At 38.5% G+C, this 21,637-nt stretch carries 14 protein-coding genes; 13 read left to right on the top strand and 1 reads right to left on the bottom strand.

Going from position 1 to position 21,637, the window contains the following annotated elements; genetic code table 11:
- Positions 1–142: 142 nt before the first annotated feature.
- From MLOOGBEN_RS08480 to MLOOGBEN_RS08455, 6 genes are all read left to right on the top strand, one after another.
- Positions 143–1,171, top strand: a complete 1,029-nt coding sequence (locus MLOOGBEN_RS08480) for a family 20 glycosylhydrolase (RefSeq protein WP_179157817.1) — start codon at positions 143–145, stop codon at positions 1,169–1,171.
- Between the two features lie 12 nt (positions 1,172–1,183).
- Positions 1,184–4,279 carry a beta-galactosidase gene (locus MLOOGBEN_RS08475; RefSeq protein ID WP_179157816.1) on the top strand — a complete coding sequence of 1,032 codons (3,096 nt, stop codon included), beginning with the start codon at positions 1,184–1,186 and terminating at the stop codon, positions 4,277–4,279.
- A gap of 1 nt (position 4,280) precedes the next feature.
- Complete coding sequence (locus MLOOGBEN_RS08470) at positions 4,281–5,174, top strand: sugar phosphate isomerase/epimerase family protein (RefSeq protein WP_179157815.1); 894 nt, start codon at positions 4,281–4,283, stop codon at positions 5,172–5,174.
- Entirely contained in the window at positions 5,158–6,036 is an 879-nt protein-coding gene (locus MLOOGBEN_RS08465; RefSeq protein ID WP_179157814.1) for a sugar phosphate isomerase/epimerase family protein, read from the top strand. Before MLOOGBEN_RS08470 ends, MLOOGBEN_RS08465 begins: the two co-directional genes overlap by 17 nt.
- Positions 6,037–6,203: 167 nt before the next feature.
- Positions 6,204–8,894, top strand: coding sequence for an alpha-mannosidase (locus tag MLOOGBEN_RS08460; RefSeq protein WP_256988988.1), 2,691 nt, complete (start codon positions 6,204–6,206; stop codon positions 8,892–8,894).
- A gap of 17 nt (positions 8,895–8,911) precedes the next feature.
- Positions 8,912–10,231, top strand: a complete 1,320-nt coding sequence (locus tag MLOOGBEN_RS08455; RefSeq protein ID WP_179157813.1) for a glycoside hydrolase family 125 protein — start codon at positions 8,912–8,914, stop codon at positions 10,229–10,231.
- 97 nt (positions 10,232–10,328) lie between these two features.
- Here MLOOGBEN_RS08455 and MLOOGBEN_RS08450 read toward each other — a convergent pair whose 3' ends face one another.
- The gene (locus MLOOGBEN_RS08450) at positions 10,329–11,351 is read right to left on the bottom strand and encodes a LacI family DNA-binding transcriptional regulator (protein ID WP_179157812.1); all 1,023 of its coding nucleotides are present in this window, start codon (positions 11,349–11,351) and stop codon (positions 10,329–10,331) included.
- A 204-nt stretch (positions 11,352–11,555) separates the two neighbouring features.
- Between MLOOGBEN_RS08450 and MLOOGBEN_RS08445 the strand changes: the two genes are divergently transcribed.
- The 7 genes from MLOOGBEN_RS08445 to MLOOGBEN_RS08415 all read left to right on the top strand — a co-directional run bounded on the left by MLOOGBEN_RS08445 (position 11,556) and on the right by MLOOGBEN_RS08415 (position 21,632).
- Positions 11,556–12,818: an alpha-L-fucosidase gene (locus MLOOGBEN_RS08445; RefSeq protein ID WP_256988987.1), complete on the top strand. Its 1,263-nt coding sequence runs from the start codon at positions 11,556–11,558 to the stop codon at positions 12,816–12,818.
- A gap of 179 nt (positions 12,819–12,997) precedes the next feature.
- Positions 12,998–13,540 (top strand): hypothetical protein, encoded by a 543-nt coding sequence (locus MLOOGBEN_RS08440; protein ID WP_218781104.1) that lies wholly within the window; start codon positions 12,998–13,000, stop codon positions 13,538–13,540.
- A gap of 34 nt (positions 13,541–13,574) precedes the next feature.
- On the top strand, positions 13,575–15,872 hold the full coding sequence (locus tag MLOOGBEN_RS08435) for a helix-turn-helix domain-containing protein (RefSeq protein WP_179157810.1): 2,298 nt from the start codon (positions 13,575–13,577) through the stop codon (positions 15,870–15,872).
- 207 nt (positions 15,873–16,079) lie between these two features.
- A complete protein-coding gene (locus MLOOGBEN_RS08430) occupies positions 16,080–17,051 on the top strand; it encodes an ABC transporter permease (protein ID WP_179157809.1) in 972 nt (323 codons plus the stop codon).
- 11 nt (positions 17,052–17,062) lie between these two features.
- Positions 17,063–17,959, top strand: coding sequence for a carbohydrate ABC transporter permease (locus MLOOGBEN_RS08425; RefSeq protein WP_179157808.1), 897 nt, complete (start codon positions 17,063–17,065; stop codon positions 17,957–17,959).
- Positions 17,960–18,014: 55 nt separating this feature from the next.
- Complete coding sequence (locus tag MLOOGBEN_RS08420; protein WP_179157807.1) at positions 18,015–19,667, top strand: extracellular solute-binding protein; 1,653 nt, start codon at positions 18,015–18,017, stop codon at positions 19,665–19,667.
- A 78-nt stretch (positions 19,668–19,745) separates the two neighbouring features.
- A complete protein-coding gene (locus MLOOGBEN_RS08415) occupies positions 19,746–21,632 on the top strand; it encodes a right-handed parallel beta-helix repeat-containing protein (RefSeq protein ID WP_179157806.1) in 1,887 nt (628 codons plus the stop codon).
- Positions 21,633–21,637 lie beyond the last annotated feature (5 nt).

Genomic DNA, 21,637 nt, shown 5'->3' with positions numbered 1-21,637 from the left:
TGCAAAAAATACATATCATGATAAACAGCTAAATGGCTGGCCAAAGTGCCTAAGACAACGCTGACAAATTTCACATATTTACGATTGGACAAGGGCGGAAGTATGCTTAAATTAAATTAACCAAGAAGGGGTGTAGGAACGAGTGAAGAACACTGAACCTGTAAAAGCGTTTCATCTGCGTTTTGGATCACATGAACTTGTCGAACCATTCATACAGTTTATTGAAAAAGTCTTAGCACCAAAGGGCATTAATCACTTAATCATTGAGTGCAACACTTCGTTTGTATTTGAGAAACATCCAGAGGTTACTGGAGGAACACTTACGAAACAGGATGCCAAGGAAATCGCTGCCGTTTGCAAGCAACATGGTATTCGTGTCATCCCTTTGTTTCAATGCTTGGGCCATCAAGGCTGGGGAGGGGCGCCGAATACCCTGTTAAAAGCCTATCCTGAATTTGATGAAACTCCCCATATTCCATTAGATGCAAAATGGCCTGACTTTTTCTGCAGAAGCTGGTGCCCGTTACACCCTGAGGTAAATGCTCTTGCTTTTGATCTCCTAGGAGAGTTAATCGATGCTTTTGAAGCGGATGCCTTCCATGTCGGTATGGATGAAGTGTATGCGATTGCAGATGATATGTGCCCGCGCTGTAAGGGGAAGAACCGGGCAGAGCTATTTGCAAAAGCCGTCAATGATCTCCATGGATATCTAGTAAAAGAACGCGGGGTTCAGATGTTTATGTGGGCTGACCGCTTCAATGACAGCGAGGCAACCGGTTACAACCAATGGGAAGGAGATACGTTCGGCACTCATCAAGCGATATCCAAAATTCCAAATGATATTGTTTTGATGGATTGGCATTACGATAAACTAGATTCCTATCCTTCGATTGGTATTTTTCTAGAAAAGGGATTTTCGGTGATTCCATCCTGCTGGTATAAAACAGAAGCGGCCCTCGATTTTCTACAAGCCAGCAAGGAGCAGGCAAATCAATCCACTAAACCGGAAGGAATGCTTGGGATGGCTGTTACCTCCTGGAATGGCTGGGGTCAAGAAGAGTTTGCAAAATTTATCAGCATGACTTCTTCCTCTTTTAATAGAGGTGAAGATTTAGAAGTATTAGATGAGCTTTATCGCACTCTCGATTTCGTCACGAAAGAGCTTCAATAAGGAGGATGAATCTTGGTCTCAAAAGTTGTGATATTTTATGATGAAGCCCTCCCTTTTGACGGACAAAGGCCATCAAAAGAGATACTGGAAAAATGGGAAGAGCAGGCTTCTATTATCAATGCTGCTGAGTTAAAAAGTACTCTTAGTAGTGGAATAGAATGTTTCATTCATTTACACGGATCCTATTTTCCAAAAAACGCTTGGGGTTCTCTAACCTCTTATTTAAAAGAGGGGAAAGGGTTTGTCGGGATAGGCGGTGCCCCTTTTAGAAAGCCATGCAATCTAGTAAATGGCGAATGGATCCCCGAGCGGGAGCAAACCGCTTACCATGCTGAGCTTAATATTCATGAAGTGTTAAAGGTTGATGGAAAACCAATCGAGAAATTGATTCATCATAATGAATTTCCGGTTTTTAAAGAGTATGAGGAACTATTTAAAGTTCAGGATACAGCCAATTTTATTCTTCATCCAACGAAGTCGTCGTCGATAGAACACGAAATGGGTTCGGTTGGTCCAATGGATGCCCGAATATACCCTTTATTGAAGGGGATTTCGAAGGGCGGGCGGGAGGTTGCGGCCCCGGCGGTTTTAATCGAAAACTATAAGGGTACGTTTACCGGCGGCAGATGGGTATTTATTAATCAGTTGTTTTCCAGTGAGTTTTGGAATGATAAGGGCTGCCGTTTATTACTGAAGTTAGCGGATTTCGCTTCTAGAGGTGTGACAGAGCTATGGCTGAAAACCAATTACGCCGCGTATGAGCAGTTTGAGGTCCCTATCCTTACTTTTCAAGCACAGTCATTACTTCAAGAACAATCGAATTGGAGTTTACATCTGACTCTCTCAAAGGAAGGGAGCTCCCTTGAGAAACATAGCTTAGAAATTTCGATTACGAAAGAGCTGTGTATCCAGAAACTCTATTTAAATAAAAAGGAATTTGAGCCTGGCTTTTATGAACTAACCTTTAGAGTAACGAGTGATTTTGGAGTAGAACGAGTCATACATCAAGGTTTTTGGTTTAAGGATGAAGCGCTGCTTGAAAGCGGACAGCCGCTTGTCTGCGGCAGAGATTACTTTTTGAAAAATAATCAGCCTTTCCCGGTGGTTGGCATGACCTACATGTCCTCAGATGTTGCCCGGTATTTTCTGTTCCTTCCTAATCCAAGTGTCTGGAATAAAGATTTTTCTGCGATGAAAGCAGCCGGCATCAATTATGTCAGGACAGGAATCTGGACGGCATGGCGGAACATGATGTTTGTGGACGGCCATATGGAAGAGAGTATTTTAAGAGCAATTGATGCTTTTGTACTTACCGCGAAACAATATGACATCGAATTAACGTTTAACTTTTTCTCGTTTACACCGGAGGAATGGGAAGGGAAAAACCCTTATCTTGATCCAAGAAGTGTCGAGGCGCAGAAACGATTTATTACTGCGATTGTTACTAGACACAAGACAACTACAAATGTTCATTGGGATTTAATCAATGAACCGTCTCTGTTTGACCCTAAGCAAACATTTGCTGGACCAAGGACGCTTCTAGACCACTTTGATGCGAGTGAGTATAGGAAGTGGTTAAAGGCAAGACATCGTGATATTGCTGAGCTTCAAGAACGCTGGAATCTGACACCGAATGAGCTGCCGTCATTTGATCATGTCAGGCCGCCGCAAATTAGGGAAATTAATACCCATATACAAGATATGGCTGCCGGCAAAAGAGGATTGAAATGGTTAGATTACACGTTATATACGATGGATAAGCATAATGAGTGGATTCGCAAACTATCCGGGACGATTAAGCACCTGGCAAAAGATCAGTTAGTCACTGTCGGACAGGATGAAGCATTGATGGGTCAGCGGCCATCTCCCTTCTTTTATGGAGAAGCGGTTGATTACACAACTAATCATACCTGGTGGTCAAATGACAATTTACTTTGGGATGGCGTCTTTGCCAAGACGTTTGATAAACCAAATTTAATTTCGGAAACCGGCATCATGTATGTAGAAAATCCGAATAACCAAGCGAAACGCTCCGAGGAAGAGCTGCGTAATATTCTGGAAAGAAAGTATGCCTATGCCTTCGCTTCCGGCAGCGCGGGTGCGGTTCAATGGCTCTGGAATACCAATTATTTTATGAATAATATTAATGAATCAAATATTGGGGCGCTTCGTGCCGATGGGACCGAAAAGCCGGAAACCAATGTTTCCTATGATTTTGGCGTCTTTATCAAAGAAGTTGGACATTTATTCGAAAACCGGAAGCTTGAAGATATTGTTGTTATTTTCCCATATTCTAATGATTTTTCTAATCGCAGGCTTGCTTTTGATGCAACAACGAAATTAACGAGGATACTAGCTTATGAGCTTAACCAGCCATTCAGGGCGTTAAGTGAATATGATCTATCGAGCTTAGCTGGAGAACCCCCAAAGGTGATTATGGTTCCGAGTCCACATAACTTTCAATCAGAGGCTTTAGCGGAACTGCTAGAATTTGTGAAAACTCACGATGTTACACTGCTTTTTACTGGACCTATGAGTCTTGATGAATACTGGAACGAAACCGATCGGATGAAAGAAATTGCAGGACCAACAAAACTTGTCAATGTCCTTCGTGAAGAACAGCTAGTTGTTAATAACAAAGCTCTTTCTTTTTCATTTGGTGATAAGCGGATTGCCGAAGTGGTTAAAGAAATCACAGAGACGGGAATTTTAGAAGTTAAGGAATATGACTATGGCAAGGGGAGAATTATCTGGTCCCCGCTTCCCGTTGAATTGAATGAAAGAAATGAGTCCATTCGTGAATTGTATCAATATAGCTTAAATCTTGCTGGTGTTTCGGAGCATTTAATCTGGCATGAAGGGGATGTTCCAGGTGTTTATGGCCGGAAACTAGAATTTGAGAATGGTAGCTTGTTTATCTTTGTTTCTGAATTTGGCGTTAATACGAATGTGAAGATTACCGATCCTGGAACAGACCAGACGTACAAGTTTTTACTAGAATCTGAAAGAAGTGTTTTATTCGCTACTGCCAAAACGGGAGAAATTATTGGTACATACCGTGAGGATGAAGTGAAAATAGAAAATATGCAGGTAAAAGGAGTGTTTTAAAATGAAAGTTGGAATTAGTTCTTATAGTCTTTTAAAGGATATTAATGCTGGGAAACTGGATATTTTAGATGTCGTACAATGGGTGGCCGATAACGGCGGCGAGCACCTTGAGCTTGTGCCTTATGGGTTTACGGTTGTCGATCAGCCAGAATTGGCCGACCAAATCAGGGAAAAAGCAAAAGCAGTCGGAATCGAACTATCTGGGTATTCATTGCCAGCTAATTTTATTCAGCCGACTGAGGAAGCGTTCCAAGCGGAAGTGGAGCGCCTTAAGCAGCATGTAGACATCGTAAATCGGATGGGAATCAAAATCATGCGCCATGATGTTACTGCGTTTCGTCTTGAACCAGAAGAAATGACGATTCATCATTTTGAAAAGCATTTTGAACAAATGGTGCGAGGCAGTCAACTGCTTGCAGACTATGCCGCCCAATTTGGAATCACAACTACGATCGAAAACCACGGATTCAATGTGCAATCAAGCGACAGAGTCCAGCGGGTGATTCATGCTGTTGACCGGGCAAATTTTAAAAGTACGGTGGATGTAGGGAATTTCCTTTGTGCGGATGAAGATCCGCTTGTGGGAGTGAAGAAAAATATTGGCTATGCTGCTACCGTTCATTTTAAAGACTTTTATATTCGTCCTTATTATGAAAATCCAGGCGGCGGGGAGTGGTTCCGTACGGTAAATGGAAATTATATGCGCGGCGCGATTGTTGGACATGGAGATTTAAATATCCGTGAACTCGTGAAACTGGTCAAAGAATCCGGATATGACGGCTATCTTACCGTCGAATTTGAAGGCATGGAAGATTGTCAGGTTGGTACGAAGATTGGGATGGAAAATGTAAAAAGACTTTGGGATGAGGTGAGAGTTTATGAAACTATCAAATAAAATCGGAATTATTGTGGACAGTCTTCGGCTGCCGCTTCGTGAAGGGTTAAAGATGGCTAAGGAGCTGGGAGCAGACGGTGTCCAAATTTATGCGGTGGATGGAGAGATGGCTCCTGAAAATTTAACTTCTGCAGCAAGGAAGGAATTAAAAGATTATATCTCTTCAATAGGGTTAGAAATATCTGCTCTATGTGGTGATCTTGGGGGACATGGATTTCAGGATTCGGAAATGAATCTGCAAAAAATTGAGAAATCAAAGAGAATCCTAGATTTGGCCGTTGAATTAGGAACGGATATTGTTACTACGCATATTGGGATTATTCCGGAGGATCCTGCCACTCGTGTGTATGAGTCGATGCAAAAGGCATGTGACGAATTAGGGGTATATGCCAAAAGCTTAAATGCTTACTTTGCGATTGAAACAGGTCCGGAAACTTCATTGAGATTGAAAACGTTTTTAGATACATTGAGCACAAATGGTGTCTCCGTCAATTTTGATCCAGCGAATATGGTCATGGTCACGGGAGATGATCCTGTTGAAGGTGTAAAACTGCTGAAGGATTACATCGTCCACACTCATGTGAAAGATGGGGTCCGATATAAGCCAGTAGATCCGCGTGATGTATATGGTGCGCTTGGCTACGGCGGCGGAGTGGATCATGAACAAATTGCCAAGATGGTGACCGAAGGGGAATATTTCCGCGAGCTGCCGTTAGGCGAAGGAAAGGTTGACTTCCCAAGCTATTTCGCAGCCCTTCAAGAGATTGGTTATCAAGGTTACTTAACGATTGAAAGAGAAGTAGGGACCAATCCACTTCATGATATCCGCGAGGCCATTAGCTTTATTCGAACATTTAAATAAAAACTTTTTATAAAAAGTAGCCAAGTTACTTTAGACTTGGTTATTTTTTTTAGACGATTATAGGGAAATGTCTTTGATGAAGGACAAAACGCTGAATAAAGCAGCTGATTTAAATAGAATGATAGCGTTTTTTGCACGCGTCGAATATATCGAGGAGGGGAAGTCTCTTGAAGAAGACAGCCCATATTATCTCCCATTCACACTGGGATCGAGAGTGGTATTTACCTTTTGAAAAACATCGCTACTACTTTATTAAACTAATGAATGAACTAATCAAACAGTTCCAAAAGGAAGGAAATGCGTTTCAATCGTTTCATCTCGATGGTCAAACCGTTCTACTAGAGGATTATTTTGCAGTTCACCCAGAAAAACGCGAGATTGTTAAACAGTTAATCGAAGAGAAAAAGCTCTATATTGGACCGTGGTATGTCCTCCAGGATGCTTTTTTAACTAGCTCTGAAGCCAATATCCGGAACTTACAAATAGGTATGAATGATACAAAATCCTATGGACATGCTTCAAAAATTGGCTATTTTCCTGATACATTTGGTATTTATGGGCAGGCTCCTCAGCTTTTAAAGCAGGCGGGTATTGATACCGCGGCCTTCGGAAGAGGAGTCAAACCGACAGGCTTTAATAATACGGTATCAGACTCACCTAGCTTTGAATCACCATTTTCTGAGATGATCTGGAAATCACCGGACGACTCCAGTGTGTTAGGAATATTATTTGCTAATTGGTATTCAAACGGAAATGAAATTCCAGTTGATGAGGAAGAAGCGATAGCCTTTTGGGACAGAAAGCTGAAGGATGCTGAAAAATATGCATCTACCAATCAATTATTGTTTATGAATGGCTGCGATCATCAGCCGCTGCAAAAAACGATTCCAGCAGCAATCGAAACAGCAGCTTCCCTTTATCTAGATTACAACTTTAAACATTCTAGTTTTGACGAATATACAGAAGCACTAAAACAGAATCTTCCCGAAAAACTGCAGGTTATTGAAGGTGAATTACGGAATCAGCGGACAGACGGCTGGTCCACTCTCGTTAATACAGCGTCTGCACGAATTTATTTGAAGCAATGGAATCATCGCTGTCAGATATTGTTGGAAAAGATTGCGGAGCCGCTGGCGGCATTTGGCTACTTAGCGAATGGAACGTACCCAAGGGAATATATCCGTTTTATGTGGAAATCACTGATGAAAAATCATCCGCATGACAGCATTTGCGGGTGCAGTGTCGATGAGGTTCACCGCGAAATGGTTACCCGCTTTGAAAGTGTCATTCATATGGGAGAAGTGTTTGTAAAAGAACAAGCAGCAGAGCTTGCAGCGGCTATAGATACATCAAGGACTCCGGATGGCGGGATTCCGCTTATCGTTATGAATACAACAGGATGGAATAAAAATGAAGTAGTCACCAAAAATTTGGATCTTGAAAAAGTGTATTTTTCTCAAATGCCTCTTGGAAAAATTCCAACGTATTTGGAGGAAAAAGAACTGCCAGGCTACAAGCTGGTCGATGACCAAGGGAAGGTTTGTGATTTTCAGCTCGAGGGCACGAACGTGGAATTTGGCTACGATTTACCAGATGATAAATTCCGTCAGCCATTTTATGCGAAAAGGGCAACTCTATCATTCTATGCGGAGAATATCCCAGCCTTTGGATATAAGACCTTCTATTTTGTTCCTGACGAAGCGCAAGTACAGCCAGTGACAGAGTCGCCTGTTGGAGGGCTAGAAATGGAAAATGAGTTTGTCCATCTCCTGTTCCATGAGGATGGCACCTATGATTTGTCTTTAAAAGAAACGGGTCAAACATTCCGAGATCTCGGAATTTACGAGGATACAGGAGATATCGGCAACGAATATATGTTCAAGGAAGCGACGGGGCTTGCACCAATCACGACAAAAGGTGTTCCTGCTGAATTTACACTCTTGGAAAGAAGTGCACTAAGAACGGTTCTGGAGTTTGAGCACAAGTTAACGATTCCAGTTTCTGCAGATGATCGATTAGCCATCGAACAACATCAAATGGTCTGGCATTCGAACAGACACGCTGGCAGATCAAGTGAAACGACTACGATTTCTCTTAAAACCATCGTTTTGCTCGAAAAAGGAATGAAGGGACCAGCCTTCAAACTTATTTTCGATAATCAAGCAAGTGATCACCGCCTCCGTGTCCTTTTTCCAACTGGGTTAAAAACAGAAACACATCAAGCGGACAGTATTTTTGAAATTGTTAATCGCCCGAATACACCGGAAAAGGAATGGAAGAATCCTAGTTTTTGCCACCATCTGCAGCGATTTGTCAGCATAGCTGATGACAAAAAAGGGCTGACCGTTGCCACTGATGGTCTGCAGGAATATGAAATTTTTCCAGAGGATGGCACGATTGCGGTCACCGTGCTCCGTTCGGTTGCTGAGCTTGGGGACTGGGGCTACTTCCCGACACCGGAGGCGCAATGCTTAGGAATCCAGACAGCAGAATGGATTGTTTTGCCGCATGAAATGGATGTTATAACGTCAAAATCCTTCGTTGAGGCGTACCAATTTAAAGTACCTCTATATACAGTACAAACTGACTGTCATGATGGAACACTGCCAGCTTCCCATGAGTTTGTGACTTCTGAATCTAGTGGACTTGTATGGACATCAATGAAGGTAGCAGAGGAGCAGGATGACGTGATGATTCGCTGGTTTAATCCGGCAGGGATGAGAGAGACCCTAAGGGCTTCGATTCCTATGAACCAGACATCCTATAAAAGTACGATTCTTGAGGAAAAAACGGAAGAATCACAGGAGCGATATGAAGTAGAAGGTTACGAAATTATCACACTTGGTTTTCATAAATAATGTTAGGAGCGAAAAAAATGACAGTAACGATCCCACAATCTTTAATAAAGATCATTAATCATGTTAAGGAATTCTTCCCTCATGATGAAAAACTCCAGCAAATGTTCGAACAATGCTTTATTAATACGTACGAAACAACAATGAAAAAACAAGAAGATGGAAAAACGTTCGTGGTTACTGGGGACATCCCAGCGATGTGGCTGCGTGACTCAGCTGCACAGGTAAGACCTTATTTGCTCGCTGCAGAAGTGGATGAGGAAATTGCTGATTTACTAGAAGGGGTTATCCGCCAGCAATTTGCTTTTATCTTGCATGATCCTTATGCCAATGCCTTCAATGAAAGTGCAAATGGCCATGGTTATCAAACCGACCTTACAGAGATGACACCGCATATTTGGGAGCGGAAATACGAGATTGACTCTCTTTGCTACCCTGTGCAGTTAGCGTATTTATTCTGGAAATCGACTGGACGTACCTCCCATTTTGGTGAAACGTTCCAAAATGTCATTGAAACGATTATCACAGTTTGGCGGACCGAGCAGGATCATGAAAATCTATCTCCTTATCGCTTCGAGCGTTCTGATTGCCGTCAGTCAGATACGTTAATCCGCGATGGTAAAGGAGGTCGTGTTGTACCAACGGGAATGACGTGGAGTGCTTTCCGTCCGAGTGATGATGCCTGCACCTATGGATACCTCGTACCGGCAAATATGTTTGCGGTTGTCATTTTAGGTTATGCAGCTGAAATATGCGAGGAAGTTCTTCACCATACATCATTAAAAGAGGAATGCGTAAAGCTTCGTGCTGAGATTAAAAGAGGGATTGAACAATATGCGAGGTTTGACCACCCAATTTATGGTGACATATATGTATATGAAACCGATGGGGAAGGGCGCGTTAATTTAATGGATGACGCCAATGTTCCAAGCCTGCTTGCGGCGCCATATTTAGGCTACCTCCCATTTGATGATTCGACGTATATAAATACTCGTTCATTCCTTTTAAGCAGGGATAATCCTTACTATTATGAAGGGAAATTTGCGAAGGGAATCGGCAGTCCGCATACACCTGATCATTATATTTGGCATATTGCATTGGCGATCCAAGGTATGACCACAACCAATGAAGCAGAACAACAGAAAATTTTAGCTTATTTTAAAAATACAGACGGCGGGACCAAATTTATGCATGAAGGCTTTAACGCTAGTTGTCCTGAAGAGTTTACAAGGGATTGGTTTGCGTGGTCCAACACGATGTTTAGCGAATTTGTATTAAGTCTTACAGGTAAAGTCGTCAAAGGAAGTCCACTTTATTATCAAAAAATGAAACAAAATTAAGTGGGGCATTTGTTCCATTTTTTGAAGGAAGGTTTTCCTTTAGAACATAGTAAAAGCGTAAGTGACAGCCACTTACGCTTTTGCTATTTTTCGAAAGTTATTCATTAATTTTGTAAAGAGAAGATGCTCTTATATGGAATTCTGCAGGCAGTACAATTTTCCTTGGATTCTCAGGACTTGTTTTTTCAATTCGTTCAATGAGCATTTGAGTTCCTATATACCCAAAATTATAGGAAGGCTGTTCCGCTGCGGTTAGAAATAGTTCATTCTCCGTATAATTAGGTACGCCATCATAACAAACGACAGCCATATCTTCAGGGATTTTTATATTGAATTTTTTTAGAGCCTTAACTGTATTTAACCCCAAAAAGTTACTTGTGGCGAAAATAGCTGTTGGACGCTCACTTACAGGCAAATCAATAAGCATTTTTATTTTGTTTGAAATATCGCTGTTATGGAATAATTGACTCTGGTGAATCCAATGCTGATTGACCGGCAACCCATGCAAACGGAGGGTATCACTATACGCTTGATGTCGTTCCCTTGAAGTGGCAACATCTAATGGACCGTTGATGATGGCAATTTTTTTATGTCCCTGTACGATAAGATGCTCGATTATCTTTCGAGTGGTGGTTTCATTGTCACTCAGCACCTGGTCACATCTCAGATCATTAATGTAACGGTCAATTAGTACAAAGGGGATATTATGCTTTGTCAGCTTTCGGATATTTTTTTTCGAAGAGTCATTCGCAGGAGCAATTAGAACACCGTCGGTACCTGTCGATATCAGCATATCCATATATTTCGATTCTTTTTCAATATTTTCATCACTATTGCAAAGCAACAGTTGATAACCCATTTGCATGGCTTTGTCTTCTGCACCACGAGCGACACTGGTAAAAAACGGGTTAGATATGTCTGTAATCATTAACGTTAGAATTTTTGACTTTTTGGAAACTAGGCTTCTCGCAGAACTGTTGGGTATATAATTTAATTCTTTAATAATCGCCTCAACTTTTTTTCTCGTTTGTTCACTGATCTTATCTGAATTATTGATTACTCTCGAGACGGTCATAGCAGAGACGTTGGCTTTTTTTGCTATATCATAAATGGTTACCAATCGTAATCCCCCTAGTAAATCATACTATCTATTATATTGTAATTACCAATATTAATTTTAGCAAGAAGTAATGGTAGCGATAACACTAAGTAGATAATTATAAATTGTTTGACAATTGATTTTAATATTGTTATATTCGTGTTACCGGTAACAATTAAGCGATTGCAATCTATATTAAACTACTAACAAAGAGGTGTGTATATATTGGAGAAGGTTAAACTCGTGCTGCCTGCAGAAAGCCAAATGGAATGGCAAAATTTAGACTTGGGAGTTTTTTGTCACTTTGGTATCAATACCTTCTGTGATCAAGAATGGGGGGAAGGAAAAGACTCACCAGAATTGTTTGATCCGAAGGAATTAGATGCAGGACAATGGGTTAAGCTTGCCAAGGATGCAGGATTCAAATACTTTATCCTAACGGCGAAACATCATGATGGTTTTTGCCTTTGGCCAACCTCGACAACGGATTATTCTGTGAAATCAAGTCCTTGGAAAAATGGAAAAGGAGATGTCGTACGTGAATGTGCAGAAGCCTGTCAAAAAGAAGGCATCCACTTTGGAATCTACTTATCTCCATGGGACCGCCATGAACCTTGTTATTCAGATATTGATGCTTATGATGATTTTTATTGTCAGCAGCTTACCGAGTTGATGACCCAGTATGGTCCATTAATAGAGGTTTGGTTTGATGGTGCAGGATCAGAAGGCAGGGAATATAATTGGCAAAGAATTATCGGGATTGTTAAACGATATCAACCAAATGCCATGATCTTTAATATGGGTCAGCCAACAATCAGATGGGTTGGTAATGAAGAAGGAGTAGCACCGTATCCTTGCTGGAATACAGAAAGTGCAGCAAGAATCAGTATGTTTTCCAATGAAAAAGTTACCTGGCTTCCAGGCACACCTGAGTGGCTCCCGGCAGAATGCGATGTCCCAATCCGAAAAAACCATTGGTTTTGGCATCCTAACGATGAAGACAGCTTATTGTCATTGGATGAACTAATGCATATCTATTATCATTCCGTTGGTCATGGGACCAATTTATTATTAAATATTTCTCCTGACGATCGAGGATTGATACCAGAAGTTGACGCGAATCGGTTGTTGGATTTTGGAAATGAAATAAAGAGACGATTTGCTAATCCCTTGGGAAGGACCACGGGAAATGGAAATGAAATAGTATTAACGCTGGAAGAAGAGACGAGCATTGATCATATTATCTTAATGGAAGATATTCGATTTGGTGAACGGGTAAGGAAATTTGAGGTAGAGGCATTTGTGGATGAAAAATGGTTATCGATTGCTTCAGGTACAGCAATTGGCCATCGTTATACTAAAAAAGTTTCGCGGGTCAAGACGAAAATGTTGAAACTAAATGTAAAAGAGTCTGTGGAGAATCCAATAGTAAAAGAGTTTTCTTGTTGTTTTTCTGAAGAATTGGAAGGAAGCACTCAGAAATACTAATTTATTAGTAAAAGTTTCCTAGATTCGTGTTATCGATAACATGAATCTATTTTTTTCGTCAAAAAATGCTAAAATGAGATATAAGAGGTGACAGTACATTGAAAAAGTTAAGAGAACGATTACAACCCTTAACTCTGAAGGGGAAAATAGAGTATTTGATTGAATATTATTCCTTCCACATGATTGCTGCTGTTGTTATCCTTTTCTTTCTCATCTTGGGAATTAATACTTTTTCGAATCAACATAAAGAGATTTTATCTGTTCGAGTTGTGGGAGCTAACACTAACGCTGAACAAACAATAAAATTACAAAAAGAGTTAGAAAAATATGTTGTTAACACTAAAAAGAATGAGAGCATGTCAGTACATGCCATTAATACAAGTGAGGTTTCAAGTAATCCCGATTCATTAGCGAAGATTCAAAAATTGGCAGCGGAAATAGCGGCAAAAGAAGTGGATGTGCTGCTAGTAGATGAAGAGACCTTTCATCAATTTAATGAAGAGGAAAATTTATATGATTTGAGCAGCTTAAACGAGCTAATAGAATGGAAAGAAAAAAAATATCCATCGCAAAATGATCCTAATAAAATTACCGGAATTGATGTTTCAGAAATTTCATCTTTTTCCACCATCGTTGAAACGAACAACCCTCTTGTTTTGGCTATTTTGACTAATACGGAACGAATCGATGAGGTCAAAAAATTCGTTCATAATCTCAAATAATGAGAAAATGTAAAGTGGAAGAAAGGAGCTTGAAATGTTTGATAGATTAGAAAAAATAACTGTTTTTAGGAAGTTTTTATTATCATATCTATTGATACTTGTTATTCCACTTTTAGCGAGTTTAATCATTTATCAAGTAAGTATTCATAAAATCAGCGAAAATGCTACTGAGAATAGTAAAAACCTGCTAAATCAAACAAAAGAAATTATCGATCAAAAAAATGATGAGATTGAGAAATTTGTTTATCAGATGTCTTTGAATCCAGAAATTAATCAATTGATGAATCGTACGTCAAGTACGGATTTGAATATTGCTTACGATATATATAAAGTCCAAAACAGTATCAGTCCGTATTGGTTAACGAATCAGTTGTTTAGAAATTTTTATATATACTTTAACCAGATTGATACCATCGTATCGCCCGAATCATCATACGTTCGTATAAAAGACTATTATAATACCCATGTCTATGAAGGGTTAAGTTATGATAAATGGAAAAAGGACATCAACCAAACGTATCTTTCAAGATATTATTTACCCTCCACTAAAGTGAAGATGGGGGAAACTACGGAACCGATCATTACGTATGTACAATCTCTCCCTTTTAATAATAAAGAAAATCCGAAAGCAAATATCGTTGTGATGATAAACGAATCAGAAATTACAACATTATTGAATAGAATTTCTTCCCAATACGACGGCTCAACATTTATTCTTGATGATAAAGGGAATCTTATTGCAGGCGATAACATGGATAAAAACCTGATTTCTTTTGAAAAGTCTACGGGTGAATTCTCCATTAAGGAACATGACAAGAAGTATATGTATATTGAAACCAAGTCAAAAAATAATAAGTGGACATATGTTGCTGTCATTTCAAAAGAGAAATTATCAGAGGATGTTAATTTTATTCAAACCATCAGTTCTGCCCTTGCATTTTTCACGATTATTGTCGGACTATTTACTGCCCTTCTTTTTTCATATAAAAATAGTATCCCACTAAATCGGCTTCTAGGAATGATGAAGATTACTGATATAGGAAAAGGAACAGATCCGTATGATTTTATTCATAGCAATGTTGAAGAAATCATTGCAAGAAATGATAGACTAAAAGACCAAATTCAAGATCAACTTCCTCTCTTGCAAGATTCGTTACTTCGAAAATTAGTCGCAGGGGAAATAACTTCTTCAAAAGAGGCGCGAGCTTTAATGGAACAAGCAAATATTCCATTAAAAGGATCCTTCGGTTATGTCGGTGTCGTACAAATTATTCATATGTTGAATGAACTGGATAAGGACATGTTAGATGAAATGAATGTCGCGCAGCTTTTCATTCAAAATGAATTTACTGAAATCTTTAAAGGGAGGGTACTGCTTTCAAATATTGATAAAGATCAAGTCCTTTTCCTATTACCATATGATAAAAAAATATCATCTCAAGAAACGAAACAATTGGAAGAAAATCTTAATTTGTTTATTAAACAAATAGCAAAAAAGTATAGCTTGAAGGTGAATATAGGTATCGGCAGCTCATTTGAACAGTTGACAGAGATCCACCAAGCCTTTGAGGAAGCAAAGTTAAGTTTACCATTTATACAATCCATTCATCGACAAGGCTCGGTATATAAATATCAGCACCAATATCAAGAGTGCAATATCGATTATTACTATCCTATTGAAATAGAACTTCGACTCATTAATGCCATGAAGAACGGAGAATTAAATGAAGTAAAAGAACTTCTTGATAAAATAATCATCGAAAATGTTGAAGTAAGAACGTTAACGTATCAATTGGGAAACCAATTATTAACCGCTTTGAAAGGGACGATTGTGCGAATTCTTTCGAAAAACACGCAATTGAATACCGTGATGGTCGATGAAATACGCAATCGTTTAGATGAACAGTTAACGAAAAAAGGGTCCTTTGAAAAAAGTATCGAAGAGATAAAAGAAATGGTCACAGAAATTGCACTATCAATTTATGAGAGTAAATCAGCAGGCAAGCAGCAAGTCATTACTAGGATGAAGGAATGGATTAAACAGAATTATCATGATCCAAATTTAACGTTGTATAAAATATCTGAAGCTGTTAGTCTTCCAGAAAAAATGGTACCGTTAATTTTCAAGGAACATGTTGGTGTAAACATTTCCGATTATATAGAAGATGTCCGAATCAACTTTGCAAAAACAAATTTGACACATTCCGATGATTCGATAGAGGAAATTGCTATGCTTTCAGGATATAATAGTGCTCATTCTTTTAGACGTGCCTTTAAACGAAATACCGGTTCTTCCCCATCAGAATATCGAAAAATGTTAAAAGAGACATAAGTAAAGTAGAAAAAATAGTACTTACAATAGATTGTACCCTCGAAATTTAATGTACGGTATCAGGAAATCAGTACCCCGAAAACCCTTGATAATTAAGGGTTTTTTCCTTGTACCATCGAAAAAAAATCGCATCTTTTTAATTTTTCTGAATTCCCTTATGATAGCGGTAACAAATCTTGAAAGCGTTTGAAAGAATGGGGGGGTTACATGAAAACAGAAGTCATAAATCAAAAAGGTATTAGAAATGAAGCTGTTGAAAAACAAATAGTGTCAAAAAGTTCAACATGGAAAAAAATTAAGAAACACTGGCAACTATATTTTTTAGTTTTCATTCCATTAGTATTTTTGATCATCTTTAAGTATGTTCCGATGGCTGGGATTGTCATTGCGTTTAAAGACTATAGTGTGGTCAAAGGGATTTGGGGCAGTGAATGGGCAGGAATGAAGTATTTCCAATCCTTTTTTGAGAGTCCTAACTTTTCGTTATTATTAAAAAATACACTAGGGTTGAGTATTTACGGATTAGTTGTAGGGTTTATTTGTCCCATTATCTTAGCTTTGGCTTTAAATGAAGTTCAAAATGCCCGTTTCAAAAAATTAGTGCAAACGATTACGTATGCACCGTACTTTATCTCTACTGTCATTATGGTGTCGATCATTATCTTATTTCTATCACCAAATGCAGGAATCGTTAATAATATTTTAGGTTTATTCGGAATCGATCCGATAAATTTTTTAGGGAATCCATCCTATTTCAAATCTATCTATGTATGGTCGGATGTATGGCAAAACACCGGATACGCGACAATCATTTATTTAGCAGCTTTAGCAGGAGTAGATACACAATTGTATGAAGCGGCAAAGGTCGACGGAGCAAATCGCTTTCAAAAAATTATGAATGTCGATCTTCCAGGAATATTCCCAATTATTATTGTCTTATTAATTCTTAATGTTGGAAGTATCATGTCAATGGGATTTGAAAAAATCTATCTATTACAAAATCCAATGAATACGAATTCATCTGAAGTTATTTCTACTTATGTGTATAAAGTTGGATTACTTGGAGCGAACTTTAGTTTTGCATCTGCAGTAGGTTTATTTAATTCTATTGTTAACTTCATATTAATTTTTACTGCTAACAAAATATCGAAACGATTCTCGTCATCAAGCTTATGGTAGGAGGGAAGAGTATGAAGAAAACGAAAAATACAAGTATTCAAGAATCAAAAGTAGACCGCATTTTTATGATAGCAGTGTATGTATTCCTAGCTTTAATTTTAATTGCTGTTCTCTATCCGCTTATCTATATTGTGAGCGCTTCATTTAGTAGTGCATCTGCGGTAACATCTGGACGTGTTTGGCTATTGCCAGTAGAACCGACATTATTAGGATACACAACCGTATTTAAGAATCCGCAAATTCTTCAAGGATTTTCGAATTCACTATTCTACACCGTTGTTGGGACATTTATTAGCGTAAGTATAACGATTATGCTTGCTTATCCACTTTCAAGAAAAACGTTTTATGGTCGAAAACTAATCATGCTTTTACTTGTTTTTACAATGATATTTGATGGCGGATTAATTCCGATGTATCTTGTTGTGAAAAATTTAAATTTAATCGATACGATCTGGGCACTTTTACTACCGTCAGCCCTTGCTGTGTTTCAAGTAATCATTGCAAGAACTTTCTTCCAATCTGCCATTCCAGATGAATTAGTAGAAGCAAGTGAGATGGATGGTTGCAGCGATATTGGATTCATCTTTAAAGTTGTATTACCGTTGGCAAAGCCAATTATTGCTGTTCTTGTCCTTATGTATGCTGTTATGAAGTGGAATATGTATTTTGATGCATTGATTTATTTAAAATCGGAAGAGCTATATCCATTACAGCTCATTTTAAGAAGTCTTCTCATTTTAAATACCGATCCATCAGCAAATATAGAAGATATTTTGAAAATGCAAGGATTAAAAGAATTAATGAAGTATTCATTAATTGTTATTTCAAGTTTACCAGTTTTAATGCTGTATCCATTTGTTCAAAAGCATTTTGTGAAAGGGATGTTAATTGGATCAGTAAAGGGTTAAAAACAGTTTGGAACGTTTTTAAAATAACGTTAGTAAAAACAAAGGAGATGTTTATATGAAGAGGTTATCGGCTATTTTTCTGCTTTTAGTTTCTATGGTTTTACTTTTTGCTGGCTGTGTTCCTAGCAAGAATAGCTCATCAGACAATTCAAGTGAGGGTTCAGATCCAAATGGACCAATTGAAGTATCTATCTTCACACCAAGCATTTCATACGATCCAGTTTTTGATCGTGAGAAAAATGAATTTACGAAAATGGTAGAAGAAAAGTTCAACATCAAAATTAACTGGCAAGACGCGAATCAAGATGCTGCGAAAGAAAAACGTCAATTGTCGCTGGCCAGTGGTGACTATCCAGATGCTTATTTGCTAGTTGCTTGGTTAGATAATATTTCTAAAGTTGAAGCGCAAAAGTATGGGAAAGAAGGAGTTTTCCTACCGTTAAATGATTTAATTACTGAACACGCACCAAATCTTCAAAAATTGATGACAGAAGTTCCTTATTTAGAAAAAGGAATGACTGCACCGGATGGTAATATTTATGCTCTGCCGCCAGTAAATGAATGTTTCCATTGTTCTAAGTATGGAAAAATGTGGATTAATACAGACTGGCTGGACAAGCTGAATTTAGAAATGCCAACAACAACTGAAGATTTTAAAACAGTTATGGAGGCATTTAAGAACAATGACCCAAATGGAAATGGTAAAAAAGATGAAATTCCGTTGAGTGGCGAAAGCACAATGCTTGGTGATGATCCTACTATCTTTCTTATGAATGCATTCATTCCGAATAATGGTAAAGATTATATTAATGTAAATGATGGAAAATTATTATTAGCACCAACACAGCCAGAGTGGAAGGAAGGATTGAAATATATTCATTCCTTATATAAAGCAGGATTAATCGATCAAGGTGCATTTACTCAGAATCCGGAAGCTTATAAACAATTGGGTACGCCACAAGGTGATGTTGTCCTTGGTGGTGGTGCAGCAAGTCATTTGGCAATTATTTCGGATATCGCTTTGGATGCTTCAAAAGCATATGATGTAGTTCCACCTTTGAAAGGGCCAGGTGGTGCTCAATTTACCCCTTCCGATTATGGTAATGTCAATAATTTTACTTTTGCGATTACGAATAAAGCAAAAGGGAAAAAAGCGGAAGCATTAATAAAATTGGCGGATTTCTTATATTCAGAAGAAGGCAGCATGATGACTGCAAGAGGTAAAGAAGGTGTTCACTGGGAAAAAGGTGGTCCAGAAGACATTGATTTAACAGGTAAACAAGCAAAATATGCGATCATCCCTGCAGAACCTGATTTAAAAGAGGAAGATAAAGTACATTTCGGATGGGGTGAAAGAGGTCCACTGGGTTTGACAAGAACACTTAGAGACTCGATTGCCGCTGAACAAGATGAATTCTCTGTAGAAGGGTATGAGAGAAGATTGTATAACGCAACGCTGAAATATGATGGATTTGAACCAAAAGAACAATTTAATTTTGAAGCGGCTTGGGTTGATCCAAAAGAAGCAGATGAAGTGAATTTATTAAAAATCAATATGACTAAGTACATCGAAGAAAACATGGTTCAATTTGTGACTGGTTCAAAAGATATCGAGAAAGATTGGGATAAGTATATTGATGGCTTTAAAAATTTACAAGTCGACCGCTATTTAGAAATCTATCAAAAAGCGTATGATGTAGGAAAATAAAAACTAACATGATTAAAAAGAATACACGAAGGTCTTTAACTGACGTGTATTCTTTTTTTATTAAGGTGGGAAAAAGAGATGAAAGCAAGGATTATCGATGTAAGAGAGTATGTGGGAGAAGCAAGCTCCATTCATGATTATTCTCCTATTGTACATAAAATTTTACAAGAAATAAAAGGAATAAAGGAAGACACCATACTATCTTTTCCTAAAGGAGTCTATCATTTTTACCCAGATCATGCACCCAAAAGAGAGTTTCATACATCAAATACAGATACAAGAAGAAACCCGATTAAGACGGTTTGCTTTCTAATCGAGGAACAGGAGGATCTAACGGTTGAAGGAAACGGTTCATTCTTTTATTTTCATGGCGATGTCATGGGATTAGGGATTTTTTATTCAAAAAATATTCGTCTACAAAACTTATCATGGGATTACGAGGTATCAACACTATCAGAATTAGTCGTCGAGAGCACTGTTGCGGAACAGGGGCGTTATTATGCTGATTATAAACTAGAGGATCATGTTCCCTATGAAGTTAGTGAAAATCAGCCCTATTTTTATTGGTTAAGTGAAAGGAGCCCTTATTCCAATGAATATTATTGGAAAGAGGAAGGCTCAAAAAATGATATGGTCATCGTTGGCTTTGATGAATCGAACGGAGTAAAAAGAAGATATGGAGTAAATGAAGGACCGTTCGCGGAAAATAGACAGAAAATAGAGGAATTAGCGACAGGCAAAATTCGTATCCACTATAATGATTCCCTGCCAAAAGGCGTTGTTGACGATCGTGTGTTTGAATTTTGTAAAGTGATCGATCGCAATACGGCTGGTGCTATGATTTGGGAAAGTGAACAAGTATGTTTAACTAACATCACGATTCATTATCTGCATGGCTTTGGCTTTTTAGTTCAAATGAGTGGTGATATTACATTTCAGACGACTAATTTCATTCCAAATCAAGAGATGGGGAAGCATGGATCAAGCTTTGCCGATTCTATCCATGTATCAGGCGCCAAAGGCGTGATTACCGTGGACGGTTGTACCTTTATGCATCCACATGATGACCCGATAAATATCCACGGAACTTTTACAAGGGTACAAAAAATAATCAATGAAAATACATTAGAAGTCATATATGCTCACCCTCAGCAAAGCGGGTTCCCGCAATATCATCTTGGTGATAAAGCAGCCTTTTTCAATCGAGCAACGATGGGTGATGAATTTGAGGAAGAGTATGAAGTAACGAAGGTTGTTCATCCAGGACATGATGGAAATGACCTTCAAACCATGCAAGTAACCTTCAATAAAAAGCTCCCTTTTGATTGTGTCAAAAATGAAAAGGGTGAATTTGTATATGTCTTGGAAAACGTGACATATACACCAGAAGTAGTGATTAAGAATAATCGATTTTCCCATGTTCCGACAAGAGGAATCCTATGTACAACACGGAGGAAAGTGTTGATTGAAGGCAATCATTTTCAAAACATTACAATGAGTACAATCTTCATATCTAATGATTCGAACGATTGGTATGAATCTGGTCCTGTCAGGGATATGACGATTCGGGGGAACACGTTTCATGTAACTCCGGTTGATGATTGGGATTATCGTAAACCAGCGATCCATATCCATCCAATCCCGCTTGGCGAGGTTCATTCTCCAGTACCAATCCATAAAAATATTACAGTGGAGAATAACACTTTTTATATGCAGCATGAATGTGTGGTGTCAGCAGAAAACGTGGAAAATTTTACAATAAAAAACAATAAGATTGTCAAGGTACTTCCATCCAGGAACTACGATGGAATACATGATGTATTATTTGAATTTGGCAGATGTAAAAATGTGTTACTAGAAGGAAATATATACGAAGGGGACTTCGTTCCGTATGCAAGGGTTAACAAAATGAAAGAAAGTGAATTAAAGATTATAAATGAACAGACTGTGATGTTTGATTTATAAAAGTC

Source organism: Bacillus sp. EB106-08-02-XG196 (genome assembly GCF_013396335.1).
Classification (GTDB): domain Bacteria; phylum Bacillota; class Bacilli; order Bacillales; family Cytobacillaceae; genus Neobacillus.
The sequence above is the reverse complement of the archived record's forward strand: the minus strand, read 5'-3'. Positions and strand labels throughout refer to the sequence as shown.